20 protein-coding genes and 2 tRNA genes are annotated in these 23,111 nt (G+C 63.9%); 11 read left to right on the top strand and 11 right to left on the bottom strand.

From position 1 onward, the window contains the following. Positions 1–18 precede the first annotated feature (18 nt). Positions 19–1,119, bottom strand: coding sequence for a glycosyltransferase (locus CKW40_RS10430; protein WP_244571153.1), 1,101 nt, complete (start codon positions 1,117–1,119; stop codon positions 19–21). 48 nt (positions 1,120–1,167) lie between these two features. Next, positions 1,168–4,776, bottom strand: coding sequence for a bifunctional proline dehydrogenase/L-glutamate gamma-semialdehyde dehydrogenase PutA (putA, locus tag CKW40_RS10425; protein WP_095199847.1), 3,609 nt, complete (start codon positions 4,774–4,776; stop codon positions 1,168–1,170). A 163-nt stretch (positions 4,777–4,939) separates the two neighbouring features. Here putA and CKW40_RS10420 point away from each other — a divergent pair, with 163 nt between their 5' ends. Beyond that, complete coding sequence (locus CKW40_RS10420) at positions 4,940–5,392, top strand: Lrp/AsnC family transcriptional regulator (protein WP_095199846.1); 453 nt, start codon at positions 4,940–4,942, stop codon at positions 5,390–5,392. A 3-nt stretch (positions 5,393–5,395) separates the two neighbouring features. Here CKW40_RS10420 and CKW40_RS10415 read toward each other — a convergent pair whose 3' ends face one another. The 4 genes from CKW40_RS10415 to CKW40_RS10400 form a co-directional block, all read right to left on the bottom strand. Next, positions 5,396–5,710, bottom strand: a complete 315-nt coding sequence (locus CKW40_RS10415) for a helix-turn-helix domain-containing protein (protein WP_095199845.1) — start codon at positions 5,708–5,710, stop codon at positions 5,396–5,398. Beyond that, complete coding sequence (locus tag CKW40_RS10410) at positions 5,707–5,934, bottom strand: type II toxin-antitoxin system RelE/ParE family toxin (protein WP_244571152.1); 228 nt, start codon at positions 5,932–5,934, stop codon at positions 5,707–5,709. The genes CKW40_RS10415 and CKW40_RS10410 overlap by 4 nt, the downstream gene beginning before the upstream one ends. A gap of 152 nt (positions 5,935–6,086) precedes the next feature. After that, positions 6,087–7,286 carry a cytochrome-c peroxidase gene (locus tag CKW40_RS10405; RefSeq protein ID WP_095199844.1) on the bottom strand — a complete coding sequence of 400 codons (1,200 nt, stop codon included), beginning with the start codon at positions 7,284–7,286 and terminating at the stop codon, positions 6,087–6,089. Positions 7,287–7,293: 7 nt separating this feature from the next. After that, a complete protein-coding gene (locus CKW40_RS10400) occupies positions 7,294–7,743 on the bottom strand; it encodes a FixH family protein (protein ID WP_095200265.1) in 450 nt (149 codons plus the stop codon). Between the two features lie 151 nt (positions 7,744–7,894). On the opposite strand from CKW40_RS10400, the gene CKW40_RS10395 reads away from it, so the two are divergent. Beyond that, on the top strand, positions 7,895–8,815 hold the full coding sequence (locus CKW40_RS10395) for a sugar kinase (RefSeq protein WP_095200264.1): 921 nt from the start codon (positions 7,895–7,897) through the stop codon (positions 8,813–8,815). Positions 8,816–8,827: 12 nt separating this feature from the next. Here the strand turns inward: CKW40_RS10395 and CKW40_RS10390 are convergent, their stop codons facing one another. From CKW40_RS10390 to CKW40_RS10380, 3 genes are all read right to left on the bottom strand, one after another. Further along, complete coding sequence (locus CKW40_RS10390) at positions 8,828–9,850, bottom strand: aldose epimerase family protein (RefSeq protein ID WP_095199843.1); 1,023 nt, start codon at positions 9,848–9,850, stop codon at positions 8,828–8,830. 90 nt (positions 9,851–9,940) lie between these two features. Next, the gene (locus CKW40_RS10385; RefSeq protein WP_095199842.1) at positions 9,941–11,398 is read right to left on the bottom strand and encodes an NAD-dependent succinate-semialdehyde dehydrogenase; all 1,458 of its coding nucleotides are present in this window, start codon (positions 11,396–11,398) and stop codon (positions 9,941–9,943) included. Positions 11,399–11,581: 183 nt separating this feature from the next. Further along, entirely contained in the window at positions 11,582–12,547 is a 966-nt protein-coding gene (locus CKW40_RS10380) for an AEC family transporter (RefSeq protein ID WP_095199841.1), read from the bottom strand. A 112-nt stretch (positions 12,548–12,659) separates the two neighbouring features. Between CKW40_RS10380 and CKW40_RS10375 the strand changes: the two genes are divergently transcribed. After that, positions 12,660–15,680, top strand: coding sequence for a caspase family protein (locus tag CKW40_RS10375; protein WP_095199840.1), 3,021 nt, complete (start codon positions 12,660–12,662; stop codon positions 15,678–15,680). 99 nt (positions 15,681–15,779) lie between these two features. Continuing rightward, on the top strand, positions 15,780–16,328 hold the full coding sequence (locus tag CKW40_RS10370) for a histidine phosphatase family protein (protein ID WP_095199839.1): 549 nt from the start codon (positions 15,780–15,782) through the stop codon (positions 16,326–16,328). Here the strand turns inward: CKW40_RS10370 and CKW40_RS10365 are convergent. Both CKW40_RS10365 and CKW40_RS10360 read right to left on the bottom strand, forming a co-directional pair. After that, positions 16,325–16,792 (bottom strand): hypothetical protein, encoded by a 468-nt coding sequence (locus tag CKW40_RS10365; RefSeq protein ID WP_095199838.1) that lies wholly within the window; start codon positions 16,790–16,792, stop codon positions 16,325–16,327. The two genes, CKW40_RS10370 and CKW40_RS10365, sit on opposite strands and share 4 nt — an antisense overlap. 17 nt (positions 16,793–16,809) lie before the next feature. Next, entirely contained in the window at positions 16,810–17,061 is a 252-nt protein-coding gene (locus CKW40_RS10360) for a hypothetical protein (RefSeq protein ID WP_095199837.1), read from the bottom strand. Positions 17,062–17,306: 245 nt separating this feature from the next. Here CKW40_RS10360 and CKW40_RS10355 point away from each other — a divergent pair. From CKW40_RS10355 to CKW40_RS10325, 7 genes are all read left to right on the top strand, one after another. After that, positions 17,307–17,380 (top strand) — tRNA-Lys (locus tag CKW40_RS10355). 2 nt (positions 17,381–17,382) lie between these two features. After that, a tRNA-Asn gene (locus CKW40_RS10350) sits at positions 17,383–17,452 on the top strand. 363 nt (positions 17,453–17,815) lie between these two features. Further along, entirely contained in the window at positions 17,816–18,958 is a 1,143-nt protein-coding gene (locus tag CKW40_RS10345; RefSeq protein WP_179297911.1) for a slipin family protein, read from the top strand. 233 nt (positions 18,959–19,191) lie between these two features. Beyond that, positions 19,192–19,473: an acyl carrier protein gene (locus tag CKW40_RS10340; protein WP_010909964.1), complete on the top strand. Its 282-nt coding sequence runs from the start codon at positions 19,192–19,194 to the stop codon at positions 19,471–19,473. Between the two features lie 56 nt (positions 19,474–19,529). Beyond that, on the top strand, positions 19,530–20,720 hold the full coding sequence (locus tag CKW40_RS10335) for a beta-ketoacyl-ACP synthase (RefSeq protein ID WP_095199836.1): 1,191 nt from the start codon (positions 19,530–19,532) through the stop codon (positions 20,718–20,720). Positions 20,721–20,767: 47 nt separating this feature from the next. Further along, the gene (locus CKW40_RS10330) at positions 20,768–22,039 is read left to right on the top strand and encodes a beta-ketoacyl-ACP synthase (RefSeq protein WP_095199835.1); all 1,272 of its coding nucleotides are present in this window, start codon (positions 20,768–20,770) and stop codon (positions 22,037–22,039) included. A gap of 37 nt (positions 22,040–22,076) precedes the next feature. Then, positions 22,077–23,105 carry a zinc-binding dehydrogenase gene (locus CKW40_RS10325; protein ID WP_095199834.1) on the top strand — a complete coding sequence of 343 codons (1,029 nt, stop codon included), beginning with the start codon at positions 22,077–22,079 and terminating at the stop codon, positions 23,103–23,105. The last annotated feature ends 6 nt before the right edge of the window (positions 23,106–23,111 follow it).

Genomic DNA, 23,111 nt, shown 5'->3' with positions numbered 1-23,111 from the left:
GGACCTCAGGCACCCTTGTCATGATCGCGTGGAACCGCGCCCACCCAGCTGACGCAGCCAGTGGCCAACATGCATGCGCAGCCACTGCCAGGGCCGCCCCCGGGTCAGGTATCGCATCAGCCGCGGATCATCGGCCAGCTCCCTGAACTGACGCACATGCTGCGTCAGGAATGCGGGTATGAAATTGCGCCCGTTGACATCACTGAGCCAGGCTGAATTCTCCAGCACATAGTCGACGACATCCGCCGCCAATGTGCTCTTGTGGGCTCGGTGGGCAGGCGTTTGCGGTACATGGCCGCCGGCAAAGGCAATGCCGGTGGAGGACATGTTCGACCCGTGCAGGCGATAGAGGCTGAGTCCTTCGGACAGGATGAGGCTGCCGCCGGCCAGATGCGCACATGTGACCGTCAGATAATCCGCCCCCATCTTGGCCTTGAAAGGGAAGGACAAGACCTGTTCCAGCGCGCCACGCCGGTACATGATCGCCGAGCACGGTGACCATAGCCAGCCGGTTGTCGCGGGCGCGAAATAGGTCACTGGATGCTCCGATGCGTAGGCAATCCCGGACGCTATGCCGGCAAGCTGGCCACCAGGCGCGATGGCGACGCCATTGCCGTCGGGCCCGGAGCGCGGTTTGCGCAAGGGAAGGAAAGTGCCGCTCAGCAAGGTGCCGCTGCCGTCGACCAGGAACACATCGGAGCTCGACAGCGCGGCCGAATATGTTGCGTTGAGGTGGGCGGACAGATGCGCCAGGAGAAAGTCCGGCAGCCACGCATCGTCGGCATCGAGAAATGCCACGAAAGGCGCGTCGGTCGCGGCAAAGCCATCGCGGAATCCCGTGATCTGCCCGCCATTTTGTGAGCGCGCCAGCAGGCGCAGGCGCGGATCGTCTATGGCTGCCAGAAGCTGGCGGATATGGTCGGCCGAGCCGTCGGTAGAGGCGTCGTCGACAATGACGCAGTCCCAGTTCCGGTAGGTCTGGGCCAACACCGAGCGGATCGCCTGTTCGACGTAGGGCCGGTAATTGTAGCAGGTGATGACCACCGCCACGCGCGGCAGCTCAAACGGTGGGGACTTGTCTTCCATCGGATCGGTCGCCCCGCTCGAATTGCCGCCCATGCTTATCCCCGGCAACTCGACACAAGGCAAGCGAGGTGTGAATAGTCTTTATGCCGCAGCGAGCAGGCTGGCATTGCCGCCCGCGGCGGTCGTGTCGACGCAGACGGCCCGCTCATGCACATAGGCGGCCGGGTTGAGCACCTCGCTGACCAGCGGCACGATCGGTCCAGTCCTCTCGGCGATGACCTTGCGCACGATGCGCGCAGCTTCCGGCGTGCCCGAAAAAGCAACGACATCGACGCGCAGCGAGCGGGCCTCGACCGGATCGGGGCGTCCATCGATCGCGGCCAAAGGCAGTCCCTTGCCGGTCAGCGCCGACAAGGCGGCCGGTGCACCCGGTGCCACGGCCAGCACCGCATTGCCGGCGGCGAGCGCCTGGATCGCCTGGGCAAGCAGCGTGTCGCCATCCGGCCCCAAGCACAGCACGCGGCCGCGCGGCGACAGCGACAGCGTGTTGGCCTCGCCGGTTGGTCCGGGCAGGTCCACCTGGCCGAAATCGATGGCAGCGGCGGCGCCGATTGCCGCCGCACCCTTGCCGCGCAGATGCTTCCTCAGGATGGCGATCCGATCAGGGCGCGTCGACCAGCCGCCCAGCGTGGGATCCGGCAGATTGTCGGCCAGTTCGGTCGCCGTCACCTTGTGGCCCTCGCCAACTTCCGTGCCCGCTTCCGGCCCCTTGCGGAATCGGCGCAGATAATGCGGGCCGCCGGCCTTTGGACCGGTGCCCGACAGCCCCTCGCCGCCAAAGGGCTGCGAGCCGACAACGGCGCCGATCTGGTTGCGGTTGACGTAGATGTTGCCGGCATGGATGCCGTCGACGAAATGCTGCACGCGGCCTTCGATGCGGGTGTGCAGGCCGAAGGTCAGGCCATAGCCCTTGCGGTTGATGGCGGCGATGACAGCATCGATCTCATCGGCGTCGAAGGTGGCGACATGCAGCACCGGCCCGAACACTTCGCGCTCCATCTCCTCGATGCCTTTGACCCTGAAGACATGCGGCGCGACGAAGCGGCCGTCCTTCGGCGCCTCGAGCTTGGCGATCAGCCGGCCCTCGAGACCCTTCTTCGTGCAATAATCGCGGATCGAGGTCTGCGCGTCGTCGTCGATGACCGGACCGACATCGGTCGAAATCCGCCAGGGATCGCCGATGTTGAGTGCCTCCATGGCGCCCTTCAGCATCTCCAGCATCTTCTTCTCGACGTCCTTCTGCACATAGAGCACGCGCAGCGCCGAGCAGCGCTGGCCGGCACTCTGGAAGGCCGAGGCCAGGATGTCGCGCACCGCCTGTTCGGGCAGCGCGGTGGAATCGACGATCATCGCATTGAGGCCGCCGGTCTCGGCGATCAGCATGGCGTCGGGTGCCGCGGTCTCGGCCAGTTGCTTTTCGATCAGCTTGGCGACTTCGGTCGAGCCGGTGAAGCAGACGCCGGCAATGCGCGGGTCAGCGGTCAGCGGCGCGCCGACCGATGGGCCGTCGCCGGGCAGAAGCTGGATGATGTCTTCCGGCACGCCGGCCTCGCGCAGCAGTTCGACGGCGCGGAAAGCGATCAGCGGCGTCTGTTCGGCCGGCTTGGCGATGACCGAATTGCCGGTGACGAGTGCCGCCGCGATCTGGCCGGTGAAGATGGCCAGCGGAAAGTTCCACGGCGAAATGCAGACGATAGCGCCGCGCGCTTGCGTGCTCGCCTCGGCGTTGGCCGCTTCGGCAGCGTAGTAGCGCAGGAAGTCGACGGCTTCGCGCACTTCCGCCACGCCGTCGGCCAGCGACTTGCCGGCCTCGCGGGTGGCGAGCGCGAAGAACTCGACCGCATTGGTCTCATAGAGGTCGGCGGCGCGGTTGAGGATGGCGGCCCGCTCGGCAACGGGACGCTTTGCCCAGGCCGGTTGCGCTTCCACCGCGATGCGCACGGCGATCGCGACCTGCTTGGCGGACGCCTCGTGAACCGTGCCGACCACTTCATCGGGCTTGGCCGGATTGACGATCGGGCGCTGCTTGCCGTAGCCGGCGGCCCGCGTAATCGGCTTGGCGTGCCAGCGATCCGGTCCGGCAAAGGCCGCCCTAGCCTTGTCGATCGCCGCCAGCGTCACCGTGTCGGTGATGTCAAATCCTTTCGAATTGCGGCGGCCGCCGCCGAAAATCTGGGACGGCCGGGCAATCGCCGGATTGGCGGCAGGGCCCTGGCTCTCCACCGTTTCGAGCGGATCACGCGCAATGTCCTCCGGCTCGACATCCTCGTCGGTCAATTGGTGCACGAACGAGGAATTGGCGCCGTTTTCCAGCAGCCGGCGGACCAGATAGGCCAAGAGGTCCGAATGCGCGCCGACCGGCGCATAGATGCGGCAACGCGTGCCTTCGGCCTGGCGCACGGTCTCGTGCAGCGCCTCGCCCATGCCATGCAGGCGCTGGAACTCGAAGGAGTCGCGATTTTCCGCCATCGACAGGATGGCGGCGACGGTGTGCGCGTTGTGGGTGGCGAACTGCGGATAGATGCGGTCGGTCATGCCAAGCAGTTTTTTCGCGCAAGCCATGTAGGAGACGTCGGTGTTGGCCTTGCGGGTGAAGACGGGATAACCGGTAAGCCCGAGCGTCTGCGCCCGCTTGATCTCGGTGTCCCAATAGGCGCCCTTGACCAGCCGCACCATGATGGTGCGGTCGTATTTCTTGGCCAGCGCGTAGAGCCAGTCGATGGCGAAGGCCGCGCGTGGCCCATACGCCTGCACCACCACGCCAAAGCCGTTCCAGCCGGCAAGCTCCGGCTCGGCCAGCACCCGCTCGATGACGTCGAGCGACAGATCGAGGCGATCGGCCTCTTCGGCATCGATGTTGAGACCCATGCGCGAATGGCGAGCCGCGAGCGCCAGCGACAACAGCCGCTCGGCCATCACAGGCAGCATCTCTTCCTTCTGCGCCACTTCGTAGCGCGGATGCAGCGCCGAAAGCTTGACCGAAATGCCGTGGTTCTGCCTGATGTCAGGTCCGTTGGAGCCGGCGTCAAGCGAGGAGATCGCATCGGCATAGGCTTTGAGATAGCGCAGCGCATCGGCCTCGGTGCGGGCCGCCTCGCCCAGCATGTCAAAGGAATAGAGATAGCCCTTCTGCGTCACCGGCCGGCCGCGCTTGACGGCTTCCGCAATGGTGCGGCCAAGCACGAATTGTTCGCCCATTTCGCGCATGGCGGCGGCCACCGCCTTGCGGATGACCGGTTCACCCAGCCTGCGCACCATCGAGCGCAGCGTGCCTTCGATGCCGCCCTCGCCCTCGTCGAGGACACGGCCGGTCAGCATCAGCGCCCAGGTCGAAGCGTTGACGAAGATCGAGCTCGAGCCGCCGGAATGGGCGGACCAGTCATGCGGCGCGATCTTGTCGGCGATCAGATCGTCCATCGTCTCGGTGTCGGGCACGCGCAGCAGCGCCTCGGCCAGGCACATCAGCGCCACGCCCTCCTTGGTGGAAAGACCGTAGGCGGAGAGGAAGACCTCCATCAACCGGGGATCGGACGAGCCACGCACCGCCCGCACCAGATCAGCGGCTCGGGCCGAGATCGCATCGCGATCTTCTGTCGAAAGCCCTGTTGCTTCGGCTAGCCGCTTCACCGCCTCGTCTTCGTCGGGCAAATAGTTGGCGCGGATCTGCTGGCGGATGGTGTCGAGCGGCATGGCGGGTCCTGTGGAGCGAGCATCAGCGAGCGGGCCGGCGGTCACCGGACCGAATGGCGCAAGCTAACACAGGCGTGAATTTCAGTCGGTCCAAAGAAATCGACAAGATAGCCCAATCGATCTATCATTTCGCCAATTTTCACGACTCTGGACTGTGATTTCGATGACAGAAGACCAATTGGACCGCATCGACCGTAACATCCTGTCGGCACTGGCAAGCAACGGCCGGCTTTCGATGTCGGACCTGGCGGCAAAGGTGGGGCTTTCCAAGACGCCGGTGCAGGCGCGGGTGAAGCGGTTGGAAAAGGATGGCTACATCAGAGGCTACCAGGCGATCATCGACCGCGAGCGCATGGGCGAAGGCCATGTCGCCTTCGTCCAGGTGAAACTGTCCGACACCCGTTCCGCCGCGCTCGACGCTTTCAACCGGTCCGTGCAGGCCGTGCCGGAGATCGAGCAGTGCCACATGATGGCGTCGAGCTTCGACTATTTGCTCAAGGTCCGCACCCGGGACATTGCCGCCTACCGCCGCGTACTCGGCGAGCGCATCTCGGCCCTGCCCCATGTCGCCCAGACCTCGACCTTCGTGGCGATGGAGACAGTGAAGGACCGGTAGAGCTCAATGACCGGTGCGTGACTTCGGCTTCCCATGCTCAAAGCTGATGCGAAGCTTCGAGCCAGTCGCCTTGGCGAAACGCTGTAAAGTTCGGGTCGAAGGCATGTTTCGACCACTCTCCAAGCGAGCAATCACGGCCTGCGTCGTCCCCATGGCGGTGGCGACCTCTTCCTGCGTCATGTCGGCTTCGCCTCGGGCCTTGATCAAAGCTTCGGCGATCGCAAATTCCTCCTCCAAGGCCTCGTATTCGGCAACGAATTCCGGATCCTTGAGCCATTCCTTGGCGGCGTCCTCAACTGGGATTGTTTTCCGGCTCATAGAACTTCCTTTGCTCGCTTAAGAGCCAACTCTATCTCGCTTCGTGGCGTCTTCTGGGTCTTCTTGGCGAACACGCGTACGACAACCACACGGTGCTCAGTCGCAGTCACATAGATCGCACGAGCAATGCCATCCCGGCCCTTCATGCGCATCTCCCAAAGCTTGCCTTCCAGATGCTTCACATACGGCTCGTGGACCTTCTGCAGCCCGTGCGCTTCGATCAAACGCGATATCCGCAGAAGCTGGCCAAGATATCTTTCGGTTGAGCCTCAAGCTCTCGCCTCACCTCGATATTGAGAAATACGACCGACCAGCTCATCGAATTTCAATATACCTTTTTTGCAATATTTTTCAAATACAAATGCCGGAACCAACCTCACTCCGCTAGCGTCTTCAAAAACGCCACCAGTGCTGCGCGTTCGCGATCCGATAGCTGCAACGGGTGGATTTCGGATACCCCCTCCACGCTCGGTGCAGCCTTGGCGTAGTGCGCCACCACCTCGTCGAGCGATGAAAACTGTCCGGCATGCATGTAGGGCGGCCGCGTGGCCGCGCCGCGCAGCGACGGCGTCTTGTAGGCGCGGATCAGTTGCGGCGCATCCTTGACCATGAAGCGCAGTTCGCCGCAGGCGACGACGTCGCCATCGCGATAGGCGCCGAAACAGTTGAACGGATCGGCTTGGACCTGTGCCACCGCATCGATGCGGCCGCGATCCGGCGGCAGGTCGGCGACAGGCGGCACGCCGGTGTTGTGAAAACTGCTGTCGGTGAAGCGCGGGCCGTTGTGGCAGGTCACGCAATTGGCCTTGCCGATGAACAGTTTCAGCCCACGGATTTCTTCCGGTGTAAAGACAGCGTCACCCTTCGGCTCGGCACCGGTGGCAAGGTCCAGGGCAAAGCGGTCGAAGCGCGATTGCGACGGCTCGATCGAGCGTTCGAAGGCCGCGATCGCCTTGCCGATATTGGCAAAGACCCGGTTGATGGCGTCGCGCTGCGCATCGTTCATCGTATTCCAGGCAGCCTTCTCGGCCTCGTTTCCGAGCGGACTGGCATTCAACGGCACGCCGGAAAAATCGGGCAACGGCCCGAAAATGCGCTCATAGCGCTCGCCGAAGCGCGCCTTGATGTAGTGCGCGTAGGTGGCGCGGTTTCCCGCTTGTTCCAGCGGGTTTTCCAGCGGTGTCAGCGCTTGCGCCCACAGGCTGTCGCGGCGGCCGTCCCAGAAGAACCAGGGGTCGCGCGCCACGCCGGCCAGCGGCATGGTGCGCCGGTTGGTGCGGCCGACACCCACCGCTTGCGGCAGGTCGTCCTGGAACTGGCGGTCGATCTTGTGGCAGGTCGAGCACGACACCGTGCCGTCGCGGCTCATGCCGAGATCGAAGAACAGCGTCGAGCCAAGCGCCGCCGCGGCCGGCACATCGGCGAAGCGGTTTGTGGTGTCGGGCTTCAGCAACGGCAATGTGTTCAGGGCCAGCGAAGCGATGGTCTTCTTCTCGGCATCGGAAAAATCCGGCTTGCCGCAGCCGCCAAGAATGACGGCGACCATCAGCGCCAGAAAGCAGAAAGGGCGCTTCATCGATCGCTCACAGCACCACGTTGAACAGCACCGTATCGGAGCCGGCGCCGGACGAGATGGCGAACCGAAGTTGCCACCAGCCGCTCATGGTGAATTTCAGCCCCTCGATGCGGTAGCGGCCCTCGCCCAGGTAGTCGGTCACCTGCGGGCTGGTCGGCAGGCCGTGATTGTGTTGCGGCATGCCGCCAGAAATGGCGATCGCGGCGCGCTCCACCGAAGCCCCTGTCTTTGTTTTCAGCGTCAGCAGCCAGGATTCCAGTTCGCCCTGCCGCACCACGCCCCGTTCCGGTACGAAGCTCGCCATGTACAGCCCGTTGTCGGTTTTCTTCGTGCGCGAGACATCCGGGCCAGCAAGCTGCGCGCTTTGCGGCGCGGTCAGATAGACGACCGCGAGAACGCCAACCAGCAGCGCAGCCAGACCAAGACCCGCCAAGAGATAACGCCATATCGATGCCAAACCGGTTCCTCTTCTGCGGATAACGCTCTGCCGGGTGGATCGCGTCCCGCCAGCCTGTGGGAAAACGCTGTGGCTGAAAAAACCCGTCTTGCCAACCATGGCGCTGCCGCCGGCAAAAAGCTACAGCACCGAAATCATTGGAGGATTGCAGATGGCGGGAAACGGCGTCGCCTCGATCGGCGAATGCATGCTCGAACTGTCGGGCCAGACCGGCCCGAACTGGCGCATGGGTTTTGCCGGCGACACGTTCAACACGCTGTGGGCGCTGCACGCGTTGAGCGGAGACCGGCCGGCGACCTATGTCTCGGCCTTCGGCGACGATCCCTTCTCGCAAGGCCAGATCGGCTTCTTCGCTGAAAACGGCATCGGCATCGGTTCCAGTCCGGTGATAGCGGGCGCGCGGCCCGGCCTCTATGCGATCACGCTGACCGGCGCCGAGCGCTCCTTCACCTATTGGCGCGGTGACGCCGCGGCCCGGCAGCTCGCCTCGGATCCCGCCGCACTGTCGAAAAACCTTGAAAATCAGTCACTTGTGTACTTTTCCGGAATCACTTTGGCAATTCTGGACGATGCCGCGCGCAAAACACTGCTGGCTGCCGTGGCCAAGGCCCGCGCGGCGGGCTCGCTGATCGCCTTCGATCCCAATTATCGGCCACGGCTTTGGCGCAGCCGCGAGGGCGCGCAAGCAGCCATCGTCGAAGCACTTGGTGTCACTGACATCGCGCTGCCGACCTTTCCCGACGAGCAGATGCTGTTTGGGGATGAGACGCCGCAGGCAACAGCTGACCGCCTTGGGCAAGTGGTCAAAGAAGTCGTCGTGAAGAATGGCGAACAACCGGCGCTGATTGCCGAGAGCGGAACATTGCACGACGTGCCGGCGATCCATGTCGCGGCCCCCGTCGACACCACCGGCGCCGGCGATTCCTTCAATGGCGGCTACCTCGCGGCGCGTCTTGCCGGCCATGACCCGCGGGAAGCGGCAAGCCGAGCCCATCGCGTTGCCGCCGCCGTGGTGCAGGTTCGCGGCGCGCTGGCGCCGTTCGAGACGCTACGGGCGGCGTTCGAAAACTAGCCGCCTGGAAAACTATGGGAGGCGGAAACGATATTCCGTCACATGGTGATAGATCGCGCCCGGCCACAGCGTCGCCTGCGGGAAATACGGCCGGTTCGGTGCATCCGGCCATATTTGCGGCTCGAGGCAAAAGCCGGAAAACGCCTTGTAGTTCCGGCCTTCCAGCCCCTTGCGCGGCGTCACATATTGTCCGGTATAGAGCTGGACGCCGGGCTCCGTGGTCCAGACCTCCATCTCGACGCCGGAGCTTGCCCCTTGCGTCCATGCTGCTTGCCGGAGCGGCCCGCGTGTCGAAGCAAGGCAGAAATTCTGGTCATAGGGCAGTTGCTCGCCCTCGGTCTCCATGCGCAGCGGTCGCGCCTGGCGGAAATCGAAGGGCGTGCCGTCGACCGGCTTGACCACGCCGGTCGGGATCATGTCGCTGTCGACCGGCAGATAGGCGCCCGCATTCAGCATCATCCTGTGGTCGAGGATGTCGCCGGCGCCGCCATCATCGAGGTTGAAATAGGAATGCTGGCTGAGATTGCACAGCGTCGGCTCCTCGCAGGTCGCCGTCAGTTCGACGCTGAGCGTGCCGGGGATTTTCAGCCGGTAGGTGCAGGTGACGTCGAGCGCGCCGGGAAAGCCCATCGCGCCGTCGGGATCGTGCAGCGTCAGCGTGACGAAGTCCCTGCCATGCAGCGAAACCGTCCACGGCCGGTGCGAATAGCCCTGCGAGCCGCCATGCAGCGTGTGCTTTTTGAGGAAGTTTTGTTCGGTCTGGTAGCGATTGCCGGCGATGGTAAAACGGCCATCATGGATGCGGTTGGCGTAGCGACCGACGACCGCGCCAAAGAACGTGTTATTGGTCTCATAGGCTTCCAGATTGTCATAGCCGAGCACCAGCGGCGCATCGTGCCCGGTCAGGCGCAAATCCTGGATGACAGCACCGAGCCCGATGATGTTGGCAGTGATACCGCCGCCCCTGATGGTGAAGCGGCGCACCGCCTCGCCTGCCTGCGTCGTGCCGAAAACCTCGCCGTCCTTCATCGCCATGCCCGCAAACGCCAGTTAATTCAGAGGATTTCGGCTGGTTTTCTCGACCCAGGGTGGCGGGCTAGGCCCGCCGACCACAGGAATAAGGTATCAGAGGCCGAGGCCACCGATACAGACATATTTGGTATCGAGGTAATCCTCGATGCCCTGATGTCCGCCTTCCTTGCCGAGGCCGGATTCCTTGACGCCGCCGAACGGCGCTTCCGGCGTGGTGATGAGGCCTTCATTGACGCCGACCATGCCATATTTCAGGCCTTCCATAACGCGGAAGGCACGGCCGAGATCGCCGGTGTAGAAATAGCAGGCGAGGCCGAATTCGGTGTCGTTGGCGAGCGCGATTGCTTCCGCTTCGGTCTCGAACTTGAACACCGGTGCGACCGGGCCAAAGATCTCTTCCTTCATGAAGCGCATCTTGGGCGTCGCGTCGGCGATGACCGTTGGCTGGAAGAACGAACCGCCCAGCGCATGGCGCTTGCCGCCGGCGACGATCTTGCCGCCCTTCGAGGTGGCGTCGGCAATCAGTTCCTCGACCTTCTCGACCGCCTTCTCATCGATCAGCGGTCCCTGCTGCACGCCTTCCTCGAGGCCGGAACCGACCTTAAGCCCGTTGCTGGCGGCGGCGAGCTTCTCGACGAACTTGTCGTAGACGCCGGCCTGAACCAGGAAGCGGTTGGTGCAGACGCAGGTCTGGCCGGAGTTGCGGTACTTGGCGGTGATCGCGCCGGCGACGGCACGCTCGATATCGGCGTCGTCGAAGACGATGAACGGCGCGTTGCCGCCGAGTTCCATCGACACTTTCTTGACGGTGACCGACGACTTCTGGATGAGCAGCTTGCCGACCTCGGTCGATCCGGTGAAAGTGATCTTCGACACCAGCGGGTTGGCGCAGATCTCGTCGCCGATCTCGCTGGCCGAACCGGTCAGGATGTTAACGACGCCCTTGGGGAAGCCGACTTCCTCGGCCAGCGCACCCCAGGCAAGACCCGAGTACGGCGTCTGCGAGGCCGGCTTGACCACGGCGGTGCAACCGGCGGCGAGTGCCGGGCCGAGCTTGCGGGCCAGCATCGAGGACGGGAAATTCCACGGCGTGATGGCGGCGATGACGCCGACCGGTTCCTTGGTCACCAGGATGCGGCGGTCCGCCCACGGCGAGGGCACGACGTCGCCATAGGTGCGGCGGCCCTCCTCGGCAAACCACAGGATGTAGGCCGCGGCCGAGCCGATCTCGCCCTTCGATTCAAACAGCGACTTGCCCTGCTCGATGGTCAAGAGCTCGGCCAGCACGTCCTGATTGTCCATCATCGCGTCATGCAGCTTGCGCAGCAGCTTCGAGCGCTCGAGCGCGGTCGTCTTGCGCCAGGTCTTGAAGGCGGCGTCCGCGGCTTCGATGGCGCGGCGGGTCTCCGCCTTGCCCGACTTCGGCACGGTGCCGATCTTCAGGCCGGTAGCGGGGTTGTTGACGTCGACCGTCAGGCCGCTGTCGGCCTGCACCCATTCGCCGTTAATGAGATTGGCCTGCCGCATGAAATGGCTGGTTTTCTGAAGCATGGTCTATCCTCCGTTCGGCGCACTGACGGGCCGGTCTGTGAAATCTTCGGTGAGCGTGCGCCATGATTGAAGCCGGCACGCCGGAGCCACTGCTCTTTACCTAGGGCAAGGCCCGCAAGCAATCGCAAGATGGCATATAGGGTTTGGGCCAGCCAAAGGCCAGTCCTTCACATGTGAATTAGTTTAAAAAGCCGAGACCTGACCAAAGACATGAACCACCACCGTCAGCCAGAAGGCCGTGGTGACGGCGGCGCAGGCGGTGGCGATGGTCATCTGGTTCGATGCCAGTGCCTGGCCGGTGCTGAACTGCACGGCGATCAGGTAGGAATTGATGCCGGACGGCAGCGCCGCGACCACGACCGCCACCTTGGCGGTCATCGGCGGCAGGCCGAGCAGCCAGACGAAGGCGAGAACCAGCGCCGGCATCAGGAACAGTTTCAGCGCCGAAAGCGCCAGCGCCGGGCGGACATTGCCGGAAACGCCGAAGCGGCGCAGGCTGAGCCCCATGGCAAACAGCGCCACCGGCCCTGCCGTGTCGGCCAACGCATCGACCAGCCGCATGACGAGGCCGGGCAGCGGCACGCCGCTCAGCCGCCATGCCAGCCCGAGCAGAATGCCGATGATCAGCGGGTTGATGAGCAGCCGCCGCAGGAAACTGCGCAGCACCCGCAACGGATGGACATGTTCGCCACCGCCCCGGCCGAACATCTCGAACAGAACGATCGAGGCCATCATCATCACAGGCAGGTGCACGGAAACCAGCAGCGACAGCACTTCGAAGCCGCTCGGGCCGAATATACCAAGAATGAAGGGAGCGCCGAGCAGCACCACATTGGAATAGGCCGACGACACGCCGCCAACGACACCGGCACGCGCGTCGCGCCCGAAGATCCGCGTGGTGACGACATGACCGGCGGCCCAGGTGATCGCCACCGCCGTGAAATAGGCTCCCCACAACGGCCACGGCGCGACGCCGTGGAAATCGGCATTCACCATGGTCTGGAACAGAAGCAGCGGCATCGCTACCGAGACCGCGAAGTCCGATATCCCCTCGCCGCTCGCCGGCCTGAGATAGCCTGTAAACCCGGCGAGATAGCCGAGCGCAACCAGGCTGAAGACGAATAGGACGGTTTCTGTAAGCGGAGACATTTTTCAGGGATAGGCGAGCCACGCGCGCGGCGCAATCACGCCCGAATTTGATCATGCTATGCTGGCAGCGTTATAGAGGGTTTGGAGTATCAGGGCGGAACACCAACGACAAATGACCTTTGTCGAAACCTCAAGACGCAATTTTCTAGCGCGGATGTGGCTGACGGCCTTCGTCGCCGCGCTGCTTTGTCTTGCCGCGACGGCGCTTGCATTTGCCGAGACGAAAAGCCTCAAGGGCGTGGCGCTGATCATCGGCCAGTCGAATTACCTGCACATCGCCGCCCTGCCCAACCCGGCCAATGACGCCCGCGATATGGCCAAGATGCTGACCGACCTCGGCTTCGACGCCCGCAACGTCACCGATCGCGATGCCGCCAAGCTGAAGCGCGACCTCGAACGCTTCGTCGAGGATGCCGAGGGCGCCGATGTCGCCTTCATCTATTACTCCGGCCACGGCATCGAAGCCGGCGGCGAGAACTATCTGGTTCCGGTCGACGCCGACGTCTCGTCGCTCAAGGACGCAGGCCAGGCCCTGGTGCCGATTTCCTCGGTCATGGACGAATTGAAGAAGACCGTGCCGGTGACGATCGTGCTGCTCGATGCCTGCCGCACCAATCCGTTTCCGGCGGACGCCGTGGTGCGCCGGGCCCCCACCGCTTCCGCAGAGCCGATCGGCGCCGGCGGACTGGAACCGGTGCGTGGCGCGAAGGCGCTTGCCAATGCGTCGGCGGAGGATGCGAGCCTCGGCACGGTGGTCGGCTTCGCCGCCGAGCCGGGCCGTCCGGCGCTGGACGGTGCGGCCGGCGAAAACAGCCCCTATGCCGCAGCCCTGCTGCGCCACCTCGCGGCGATGAAAGGCACGGAGTTCGGCTCCGTCATGCGCATGGTGACCGAGGAAGTCTATCTCGACACCAAGGCCAAGCAGCGCCCCTGGGTCAACGAAAGCCTGCGCCGGCTGCTTTATTTCGGCGTCGCGCCGCCTGAGCCGACCGGCGATGACGGGCTGATCACCGGCGAAAGGCGGCAGTTGCTTTTGACCATTTCCGAGCTGCCCGACCCGAAGAGGGCGCAGGTGGAACTGGCCTCGCTGCAGGACGGCGTGCCGCTCGACGCGCTCTATGGCGTCCTGAGAGCGCTCGGCACGGACAAGATCCCCGAGGATCCGACCGACCTGCAGAAGGTGCTTGGTGCCCAGGCCGAGCGCCTGAAGAAGATGATGTCGGAACGCGCGGCACTGCGCACCGACGATCCCGAGATCAAGCGGCTGGTCGCCTCCGCCGACAAGGCTATCAGCCAAGGCGCCATGGTGACGGCGCGCAAATTCCTCGATGACGCGGTCGGCAGGGTCGAGCAAAACAGCGGCGCTGTCGACGAGGCCGAGGAACTGGTCAGGCAGAAACGCATCGCCGATGCCGCGATCTATGCCAAACGCGCCGATGCCGCCGCACTGGTCTTCGACTATAAATCCGCCGCCAACGACTATGCCAAGGCCTTCTCGCTGGTCGAGAAATGGGACGACAAGCTGCGCTGGAATTACAAGAACCAGCAAGCCGAGGCACTCAACTCTTACGGTTACGCCACCGGCGATCTCGATGCACTCCAGCACGCGATCGAAGCCTATCACGTCATCCTGAATTTCATCCCCAATGGCGAGCAGAACAGGGATTGGGCGATCACCCGCAACAACATGGCGGTGGTGCTCCAGACCATCGGTGAGCGCGAGACCGAGACCGCGCATCTCGAGGAGGCCGCGCAGATCTTCCGCGATTCGCTCATCGTCTTCGAGCGCGAGAGGGACGACCCCAACTGGGCGGCCGCGCAGAACAATCTCGCCAATGTGCTTTTGAAGATCGGCGAACGCGAGAGCGATCCGAAGCGGCTCAATGAGGCGGTCGCGGCGATGCGCGCGGCGCTGGAAAAGCGCCCCCGCGACAAGCTGCCGCTCGACTGGGCCGCTTCGCAGAACAATCTCGGCCTGGTGCTCTATGCGCTTTCCGAGCGGGAACCCGCCGGCGAGCATCTGAAGGACGCGGAAGCCGCCTACCGGCTGGCGCTCGAGGAATACACGCGCGAGAAGGCCCCGGTGGAATGGGCGATGGTCGAGAACAATCTCGGCAACACGCTGGTGACGCTTGGCATCCAGCTCAACGACAAGGCCAAGATCAACGAGGCGGCCGATGCCTTCCGCGCCGCGCTGAAGGTGCGAACCCGCGAGACCTTCCCGGTCTCCTGGGCGACCAGCCGGCTCAACCTCGGCAACGCGCTGAGCGGTGTCGCCCGCTTCGACATGGGCACGGACACGCTCGAAGAGGCCGCCGCGGCCTATGACGATGCGCTGACGGTGTTTACCCGCCAGCGCTTCCCGATGGACTGGGCGTCGGCCCAGAACAATCTCGGCTCGATCTACCAGACGCTTGGGCAGCGGACCCGCGACGCGGCCAGGCTCGAACAGTCGGTGGCGGCCTTCCAGGCGGCCCGACAGGTCTATGTCAGGCGGAAATTCCCGCTGGATTGGGCCATGAGCTACTACAATCTCGGCAACACGCTGCAGCTTCTCGGCGGCGTGACGGACAAGCCTGAGCACTACAGCGAGGCGGTCGACGCCTACAGCAATGCCTTGAGCGAGTACAAGCGCGAGACCAACCCGCGGCAATGGGCGTTGGCCCAGGCCGGTCTCGGCTCGACGCTGCACTGGCTGAGCATGAGCAATGCCGATCCGAAAACCCTGCGGGATTCGATCGCGGCCCGGCGGGCGGCCCTCGAAGTGCTGACCATCGAGACGGCGCCGGTCGACTGGGCCAACGCCCAGAACGGTATCGGCATGAGCCTGCTCAACCTCGGCAACATCGAACGGACCGGCAAATATCTCGACGAGGCCGAGGCGGCTTTCACGGCAACCCTGAAAGTGTTCACCAGGGAAAGCCAGCCCCTGCAATGGGCCTTTGAGCAGAACAATCTCGGCGACATCCATTGGAACCGCGCCAGCTATGGCGGCGGCAAGCCGGAATATCTCAAGGCTATCGAATTCTTCGAGAACGCCAAGCAGGGTTTTACCGAAGCCGGCTACACCATTCCCATCCCGCTTACCGACCAGAAGATCGATCTGGTGAAAAAGCAGATCGCCAAAAAGTGAGGCTTGGACGTCTGCAACGCCCGCTTGTCTTTGTGCCGGCCTTCCGATCCCTATATGCGAAGTGACCGGACCCGATGTCGGGCTCCTGGAAGGACTGCGATGATCCGATTTGCCCTGGCCCTGCTCCTGCTCGTCATTCCCGTCGCCGCCCATGCCACGGATGCCGGCTGGGCGCTGCTGCGCGATGGCGGCCATGTGGTGCTGCTGCGTCATGCCATGGTCACCGGCACAACCGACCCCGCCAATTTCGACATCGGCAGCTGCGCCACCCAGATGAACCTGTCGGCGCGCGGTAAGCAGCAGGCGAGCAAGATCGGCGCCTTGTTTGCCGCCCGCGCCGCCCCGATCGAACGCGTGCTGTCCAGCCGTTACTGCCGCTGTCTCGACACCGCGCGCATCGCCTTCGAGGCCGAGCCGGAGCTGTTTGCGCCGCTCGATCTGCTGAAAGGCGACGATGCGCAGAAGGCGGCGCAGATCGCCGCCATCATGAAGGAAATCCGCGCCTATTCCGGCTCCGACAATCTGGTCATGGTCACCCATCTGGAAGACATCGTGGCGCTCACCGGCATCTCGCCGCGCGAGGGCGAGGCCGTGGTCGTCGAGCCGCAAGGCGACGGTCTGCGCGTGCTCGGCCGCGTCACCTTCTAATGACCAGAACCAGCTGACATCTCAGTGAGCAGCCACGCATCGATGCGGACTTTCCATGTCTCGATCATGTGCGCGAAGGCATCCTCCGTCAGTTCAGACAGATAGGATTCTCCCGCCGCGTTCAGAGCCGTGAACGTATAGGCAATCGATGCTTCGGTGCCGCCATCGGCCGCCGAACGGCAGGCCACTTCGACAAACCCGAAACGCGAGTCCGGCGTGACCCTGACATAGCGGACGCGATGCGCAGCTGGATCCCAGTCGGCGCAGGCCCAAAGCGTTGCCTCGTCGCCGTGAATGGTTCGGAAAACCATGCCTTGCCGCGTTTCTCCACCTTGCGGGTGCAGGAATTCCGGATCCCAGCCCTCCACCCACAAGGTCTCGCCGATCGGCGTGAACAGCGGGAAGACGCGGTCGACCGGACCGGAAAGGACGATCCTGTGGCTGCGCTCAAGATGGGTCGTCATCCGCCTTCCCTTTCCGCTCAGTCAGAGGATGGCGCTTCAGTCAGACAGTGGCTGTCCGCCGCGCCAAGTTCCAGCCCGTAGATGCGCTTCAATTGGCTGATCGTTTCGAGCGTCTCCGGCGAAAACGGCGCCTGCCCTTCGAAAGCATGCAGCACGATACCTTCGATGAGATCGCCCAGGCTCATGTCGCGATGCTCCGCCAAGGCCTTGAGCACCTTCACCAACCGCTTTTCCAGGCGCACGCCAGTCTGTACACGCTCGATGTTCATGTCGCGCTCCTACCATGGTACATTGGTACAATCAACTGGATTGACCCTTATGTTGCCGAAATGCCACTGCCGAAAGAAGCCACGAATTCGCCGCGACAATGCCGCTTGCGACAACCCGTCGCAGGCTCTATAGCCGCGCTCCCGGTCACGAGAACCGGAGCGAGCACAACGGCTGGAGCTTTCGTCTCCGCCCGTGCAGGCGGCATTGCCGCCCTGTATACGGCGCCGCTTTGGGGGTTGGGATCGCGGATGTAGCTCAACTGGGAGAGCGCCGGATTTTGTCCGGAGGTTGTGGGTTCGAGTCCCGTCGTCTGCACCACGGATAGCTCAGTTTGGTTAGAGCATCAGATTGTTAATCTGACTGTCGAAGGTTCGATTCCTTCTCCATTGGCCTGATAAGCCAGCACCCTGCCACGGTGTTATCTGAAAAACGGTCCGGGGACTGGAATGCTGAAGACCTGACGGATGGCCGAAGCCTTCGGGCCAAGGCCGTTTCGAAAGGTCCGACGCCATCGGCTCGCGGCCAGGCCCGCGGTGATGACCAAGGCGCAGCGTCGCCGGCAAGGGAGGCCAAGGCCTCCGGCGCCCGCTTCGCCGCCCCGCGATCCGCTCCCGAAGACCCGCTGCGATTTGATGCCACCAGTCCCCGGATCATTCGTGCCCGGACCATGACGACGTGAAACGAGAAACGAAAGGGAAGATCGACGCATGAGTTGACGCCTCGCATGCGGCCATGCCCGACAGGAGTAAGACAATGACTGTTCTCGATAAGGTTCTTGGACGCGAGCGCGTCCTCGTTAGGGAAAACGAACGTGCCCTCACCCTCTACAAGGGGGAGATCAAGGCCGTCCTGCTGCCGGGTGAGCACTGGCTCGCCAACCGGCGCGGAAGCCTGGAAGTATCCCGGCACGATCTGAAGAACCCGGAATTCGTTTCGGCATACGAGAAGGCGTTGTTCGACAAGCTCCCGGATGTGGCCGCGCGTCATTTCACCGTCGTTCGCACCGGGCGCACGGATGTCGCCGTCATCGAGCGTGACGGCAACCTGCACGCCGTTCTGGCGCCGGACCGCAAGCTGGTGCTGTGGACGGATGCCGGTCCGTGGAAGGTCACGATGGTCGACACCTCGGCCGACCTCGCCATCGATCCGGCGGTCATGCGCCGGCTCGGCCAGGCCCGGAAGGCGGAGTTGATGTCGGTCCATCAGGTCGTCGACGGCCAGGCCGGACTGCTGTTCGTCGACGGAGTCCTGGTCCGGACATTGACGGCGGGCGTGCATGGCTTCTGGAACGTCGGACGCATGGTGCAGATGAAGGTCGTCGACCTCAAGCGCCAGTCGCTCGATGTTGCCGGGCAGGAAGTGCTGACGAAGGATCGCGTGACGATCCGCGTCAACATCGCCGCCGAATACCGGGTCGTCGACCCGGTCAAGGCGGTGAGCGCTGTGAAGGACTTCTCCGAAGCCCTCTACCGCGCCCTCCAGTACGCCTTCCGCAAGACGCTTGGCGGGCTGACGCTCGACCAGATCCTTGAAAAGAAGGTGACGGTCGATGAGGAAGCGGCGGCCAAGGTCCGTGCCGACATGGCCGAGATCGGCGTCGAGGTCAGCGATATCGCCCTCAAGGATGTTATCCTGCCGGGCGAGATGCGTGAGATCCTCAACCAGGTGGTTTCGGCCGAGAAGCAGGCCGAGGCCAACGTCATCCGCCGCCGCGAGGAGACGAACGCCACGCGTTCCCTCCTCAACACGGCCAGGGTGATGGCGGAAAACCCGGTGATGCTGCGGCTGAAGGAGCTCGAGGCTCTGGAAACCATCGCCGGCAAGGTCGAGCGGCTGACCGTCCACAACGGAACGGGCGGACTGCTGAACGACCTGGTCAAGCTCCGCGAGAGCTGATGCATGTCGCCCAAAAATGGTTCCCGGTTTTGGGAAAACGACATACATCGAAACAAAGACTGACCTGACGTAATGGGAAGGGCCGCCGGCTTGACCGGCGGCCCTTCTTGCGTTTCTTGGCGACGCTTCCCATCTGCGCCCGGACTATCAGGCCTTTTCCTGCCGGGAAAAACCGATTAGACAGCGCCCAAACTAGATGCGGACAGATTCCGCCCGCAAAGAAGGAAAAGCCCTTGTCCACCACGTTCGACAAAGTCGCCAAGATCATTGCCGACACCAGCGAGATCGATATCGACACCATCACGCCCGAGAGCCACACGATCGACGATCTCGGCATCGACAGCCTCGATTTCCTCGATATCGTCTTTGCCATCGACAAGGAATTCGGCATCAAGGTGCCGCTGGAAAAGTGGACCCAGGAAGTCAATGACGGCAAGGCCTCGACCGACGACTACTTCGTCATGAAGAACCTGTGCGCCAAGATCGACGCGCTGGTTGCCGCCAAGACCGCCTGACATCAGCTGAGCGCGCGACCTTGACGCGCTTTGCCGCCTGACCCACAAAGCCGCTCATGAGTAGCCCCCGCGACGTCGTCATCACTGGTATCGGCCTTGTCTCCTCGCTGGGAGAAGGCCCTGACGCCCACTGGCAGAAGCTCGCGCAACCGGGCCTGCAGCCGGTGCTCGAAGCCGCGCGCTTCGCGCCCTACACCGTCCATCCGCTGCCCGAGATCGACTGGAACCTGCAGATCGCCAAGCGCGGCGACCAGCGGCAGATGGAGACCTGGCAGCGGCTCGGCACCTATGCCGCCGGCCTTGCCCTGGACGATGCCGGCATCAAGGGCAATGACGAGCTCTGCACGACCATGGATATGGTGGTGGCCGCCGGCGGCGGCGAGCGCGACGAGGCGGTCGATGCCGCCATTCTCGCCGCTTCGGAAAGCCGCAACGACCGCGACGTGCTGCTCAATGAGAAGCTGACCACCGAATTGCGGCCGACCTTGTTCCTGGCGCAGCTTTCCAACCTGCTCGCCGGCAACATCTCGATCGTCCACAAGGTGACGGGCTCGTCGCGCACCTTCATGGGCGAGGAAGGGGCCGGTGTTTCCGCCGTCGAGACGGCCGCGGCGCGCATCCGCTCGGGCCAGTCGACGCACGTGCTGGTCGGCGGCGCCTTCCAGACCGAACATTCCGACATGCTGCTCGGCTATGAGCTCGCCGGCTATCTGCATCGCGGCCCCTGGAAGCCTGTCTGGCAAAGGCAGGGTGCCGAGGGCGGCGGGGTGGTCTCAGGCTCCGGCGGCGCCTTCCTGGTGCTGGAACAGCGCGAACACGCGATGAGCCGCGGGCGCAAGATCTACGCCGAGCTCGGACCAGTCGTCTCCGGCCGCGCCAGGCGCACGCGCGGAGAACTCGACGCCGAGATTGCGACGTTGCTCAGCCAGGCGGCACTGCCGAACGGCAAGCTGCTCGCCATGTCGGGCGCGTCGGGCGCGCATGCCGCAACATCAGTCGAGAAAACAGCGCTCGATGCCAATCCGGCCATATCAGCGCGCGGCTTCTCGACGCTGACCGGGCACATGAAGGAAGCGCAGTTTCCTTTCGCCGTGGCGCTGGCCGCACTCGCCGTCGACCGAAAGGCCGCCTACCCCGTCTTTGATACCGCAGCCGAGAAGCCGTTCGAAGGCATTCCCGCAAGCGTCCTTGCAACGGCGATCGGCTATCACCAATTCGAGGGCATGGCGCTGGTCAAGTCGGCGTAAGGCGGCGCCCGCCATGTTGCAGAGATAAACCGCCCGAGGGTTTCCCGATGACCAATTTCAGAGATCACATGGGCAGGCCGATCGTCGCCGTCACCGGCATCGGCGTGGTGACCTCACTCGGCGTCGGCAAAGCAGACAATTGGGCGGCGCTGACCTCGGGCAAGTCGGGCATCCACCCGATCACCCGCTTTCCTGTCGATCACCTCAACACCCGCATTTCCGGCATGGTCGACTTCCTGGACTCAAGCTCGAAAGGCGCCAGCCCCCTCACCTATGAGCTGGCCGAAACCGCCGCACATGAGGCCGTGGCCGAATCCAGCCTCGATTCCGGCGATTTCGGCGGTCCGCTCTTCCTCGCCTCGCCGCCAGTCGAGCTCGACTGGCACGAACGCTTCTCACTCTACAATTCCGACAAGCAGGATGCTGGCGCCGAAAGGCTGCTGCGGGTGGCGCGAGGCTTGAAGGAACTCGACATTTTCGAGACCACCCAGTTCGGCTCGATCGCCGACCGGCTCGCCGACCGTTTCGGCACGCGCGGCCTGCCGATCACGCTGTCGACCGCCTGCGCGTCAGGCGCCACCGCCATCCAGCTCGGCGTCGAGGCGATCCGCCGCGGCGAATGCGACCGGGCGCTGTCGATCGGCGCCGACGGTTCGGCCACAGCCGAAGCGCTGATCCGGTTCTCGCTGCTGTCGGCGCTGTCGACCCACAACGACATTCCGGAAAAGGCTTCCAAGCCGTTTTCCAAGGACCGCGACGGTTTCGTGCTGGCCGAGGGGTCCGGCGCGCTTGTGCTGGAATCGCTGGAGGCAGCCCTGGCCCGTGGCGCGACCGTTCTTGGCATCCTGCGCGGCTGCGGCGAAAAGGCCGATGATTTCCACCGCACCCGCTCCAAGCCTGACGGTTCGCCGGCAATCGCCGCAGTTCGTGCCGCCCTCGCCGACGCCGGCCTGAGCAAGGACGAGATCGACTACGTCAACGCCCATGGCACGTCGACGCCGGAAAACGACAAGATGGAGCATTTGTCGCTGTCGACGGTGTTCGGCGAGCGTATCGGCTCGATGCCGGTCTCGTCCAACAAGTCGATGATCGGCCACACGCTGTCGGCGGCGGGCGCCGTCGAGGCGGCGTTCTCGCTGATGACGATGCGCGAAAGCGTCATTCCGCCAACCATCAACTACGACAATCCCGACCCGGCGATCGTGCTCGACGTGGTGCCCAACAAGAAGCGCAACGCCGAGGTTCGCAGCGTTCTGTCGAACTCCTTCGGCTTCGGCGGCCAGAACACTTGCCTTGTCATGGCGCGGGAACCGGTCTAAGCGAGCGCTTTCCGCTCGAACCAAACCGACAGGCCTTATGCGCGCACTGCAACTTATCGAGGACCGCCGTCTCGAAACGGTGGACCTGCCGCCCCCGCCGCCGCCCGCACTCGGCGAAGTCACGCTACGCATCAAGGCGGTGGCGCTTAACCACATCGACGTCTGGGGCTGGCGCGGCATGGCCTTCGCCAAACGCAAGCTGCCGCTGGTCGTCGGCGCCGAAGCTTCCGGCGAGGTCGAGGCGGTCGGTCCTGGCGTTTCCAGCCTGCTGCCCGGACAATTGGTGTCGATCTACGGCGCGCGCACCTGCGGCCTTTGCCGGGCTTGCCGCGAAGGCCGCGACAATCTCTGCGAACATGTTTCGGGCGTTCACGGCTTCCATCTCGACGGCTTCGCGCAGGAGAAGATCAACCTGCCGGCGCGCCTGCTGGTCCCCGCCCCGCCCGGCGTGACCGATGTCGGCGCGGCTGTGGCCCCCGTCACCTTCGGCACGGTCGAGCACATGCTGTTCGACAATGCTAAGCTGCAGCCTGGCGAAACCATCCTCGTCCATGCCGGCGGCTCCGGCATCGGCTCGGCGGCTATCCAGCTGGCCAAGCGGATGGGCTGCACGATCATCACCACGGTCGGCTCGAACGACAAGATCGACAAGGCCAAGGCGCTCGGCGCCGACCATGTCATCAATTACCGCGAAGACCGTTTTGAGGGCGTGGTGCGCAAGCTGACCAAGAAGAAGGGCGTCGACGTTGTCTTCGAACATGTCGGCGCCGACACCTTTGCCGGCTCGATGCTGTGCCTGAAGCGCGGTGGCCGCCTGGTGACCTGCGGTTCGACATCAGGCGTGTCGACGCAGATCAACCTGATGCAGCTCTTCCAGCAGCAATTGAAACTGCTCGGCTCCTTCGGCTGCCGTATGGAGAACATGGCAAACGCCATGCAGAAAATGGCGGCGGGACAGGTCGCGCCGGTCATCGACACCGAGGTCGGCTTCGACGATATCGATGCCGCACTGAAGCGCATGGAAGGCCGTGACGTCTTCGGCAAGATCATCCTGCGCGTCGCCTAAGGCCTT

The sequence above is a fragment of the Mesorhizobium carmichaelinearum genome (genome assembly GCF_900199455.1).
Taxonomy (GTDB): Bacteria; Pseudomonadota; Alphaproteobacteria; order Rhizobiales; family Rhizobiaceae; genus Mesorhizobium; species Mesorhizobium carmichaelinearum.
This window is presented reverse-complemented; position numbering and strand designations above follow the sequence as displayed.

What these genes read in the sequence shown, in the direction of transcription:
- CKW40_RS10430 (WP_244571153.1), bottom strand. Translation starts at nt 1,119, where the DNA reads ATGGGCGGCAATTCGAGCGGGGCGACCGATCCGATGGAAGACAAGTCC.
- putA (WP_095199847.1), bottom strand. Translation starts at nt 4,776, where the DNA reads ATGCCGCTCGACACCATCCGCCAGCAGATCCGCGCCAACTATTTGCCC.
- CKW40_RS10420 (WP_095199846.1), top strand. Translation starts at nt 4,940, where the DNA reads ATGACAGAAGACCAATTGGACCGCATCGACCGTAACATCCTGTCGGCA.
- CKW40_RS10415 (WP_095199845.1), bottom strand. Translation starts at nt 5,710, where the DNA reads ATGAGCCGGAAAACAATCCCAGTTGAGGACGCCGCCAAGGAATGGCTC.
- CKW40_RS10405 (WP_095199844.1), bottom strand. Translation starts at nt 7,286, where the DNA reads ATGAAGCGCCCTTTCTGCTTTCTGGCGCTGATGGTCGCCGTCATTCTT.
- CKW40_RS10395 (WP_095200264.1), top strand. Translation starts at nt 7,895, where the DNA reads ATGGCGGGAAACGGCGTCGCCTCGATCGGCGAATGCATGCTCGAACTG.
- CKW40_RS10390 (WP_095199843.1), bottom strand. Translation starts at nt 9,850, where the DNA reads ATGGCGATGAAGGACGGCGAGGTTTTCGGCACGACGCAGGCAGGCGAG.
- CKW40_RS10385 (WP_095199842.1), bottom strand. Translation starts at nt 11,398, where the DNA reads ATGCTTCAGAAAACCAGCCATTTCATGCGGCAGGCCAATCTCATTAAC.
- CKW40_RS10380 (WP_095199841.1), bottom strand. Translation starts at nt 12,547, where the DNA reads ATGTCTCCGCTTACAGAAACCGTCCTATTCGTCTTCAGCCTGGTTGCG.
- CKW40_RS10375 (WP_095199840.1), top strand. Translation starts at nt 12,660, where the DNA reads ATGACCTTTGTCGAAACCTCAAGACGCAATTTTCTAGCGCGGATGTGG.
- CKW40_RS10370 (WP_095199839.1), top strand. Translation starts at nt 15,780, where the DNA reads ATGATCCGATTTGCCCTGGCCCTGCTCCTGCTCGTCATTCCCGTCGCC.
- CKW40_RS10365 (WP_095199838.1), bottom strand. Translation starts at nt 16,792, where the DNA reads ATGACGACCCATCTTGAGCGCAGCCACAGGATCGTCCTTTCCGGTCCG.
- CKW40_RS10360 (WP_095199837.1), bottom strand. Translation starts at nt 17,061, where the DNA reads ATGAACATCGAGCGTGTACAGACTGGCGTGCGCCTGGAAAAGCGGTTG.
- CKW40_RS10345 (WP_179297911.1), top strand. Translation starts at nt 17,816, where the DNA reads ATGACTGTTCTCGATAAGGTTCTTGGACGCGAGCGCGTCCTCGTTAGG.
- CKW40_RS10335 (WP_095199836.1), top strand. Translation starts at nt 19,530, where the DNA reads ATGAGTAGCCCCCGCGACGTCGTCATCACTGGTATCGGCCTTGTCTCC.
- CKW40_RS10330 (WP_095199835.1), top strand. Translation starts at nt 20,768, where the DNA reads ATGACCAATTTCAGAGATCACATGGGCAGGCCGATCGTCGCCGTCACC.
- CKW40_RS10325 (WP_095199834.1), top strand. Translation starts at nt 22,077, where the DNA reads ATGCGCGCACTGCAACTTATCGAGGACCGCCGTCTCGAAACGGTGGAC.